This is a genomic window from Hoylesella timonensis S9-PR14, assembly GCF_000762405.1.
GTDB classification, from domain to species: domain Bacteria; phylum Bacteroidota; class Bacteroidia; order Bacteroidales; family Bacteroidaceae; genus Prevotella; species Prevotella timonensis_A.
This window is the reverse complement of record NZ_JRPQ01000241.1, coordinates 1-903: the sequence shown is the minus strand read 5'-3', so window position 1 is coordinate 903 and position 903 is coordinate 1. Positions and strand designations below refer to the sequence as shown.

Here is a 903-nt window from a genome sequence, read left to right as displayed (position 1 = left end):
AGATGGCACTTGAAAGCCGTTGGGGGAAAAGCAGTCTTGCCCAAGCAGGATTCAATTACTTCGGTATCAAAGCCAATAAAGATTGGCTGGACAGTGGACTGCCGTATAGCCTCCATGATGATGACCGTCCCAACGAGAAGTTTTGCAATTTCGCTTCTCCAGAAGCCAGCATGGAATATCATTCAAGACTATTGTTAAGCGAACGTTACAAGCGATGCAGAAAATACAGTTCTAAAGATTTTCATAACTGGCTTGTTTCCATTAAAGCTGCTGGGTATGCCACAGCAAGAGATTATGTACAAAGATGCGAGCGCATTATCATGAAACATAAGCTCTACCTCTATGATGCAGCGGCCGAGAGATTGTAATAGAATATAAATATAAGCAAAGAATAAAATATATGATGAACAAGAATCTCCTTTTGTTGTCAGTCCTTACACTTGTAGGTCACGACACCCATGCACAAGTAGTGTACGGTAATAATGAACAAATCTATGTAAAATCCCAGTACGANGTTTCNGCNAACTATGNGAGTTCTTCCGCAACCCTGNCNAATCCGATAGACAGCCATGTGAAATATGANCTGTCAGGATTNGGAGACAATTGGTTTGTCTCCGCTCATGGTGGTTTTATATCATTTTTGGGTAATCCTGTCTCACACACGGATTTTTACGGNAGNACCAAGTTCGGTTTGCATTTTNCTATAGGTAAATGGCACTCGCCATACTTCGGCACGAGAATCGCTTATCAAGGNATTAGNTTNGTNGANAGCCAACGAACATCCCAGCCTTTTAGCAGCTNTCATGCCGATCTCCTNCTGAATATATCCTCATTCTTCCGNCCCTCCTTNGAGAANCCTGCAAAATGGAATATAAGTCCTTATATAGGTGCGGGACTTATAAG

Annotated in this window: 1 protein-coding gene; it reads left to right on the top strand. The window is 42.2% G+C overall.

From position 1 onward, the window contains the following. Positions 1 to 368 (top strand): glucosaminidase domain-containing protein (locus HMPREF9304_RS12205; protein WP_036929619.1); only part of this gene is annotated, 368 nt, incomplete at its 5' end. Positions 369 to 903: the final 535 nt, after the last annotated feature.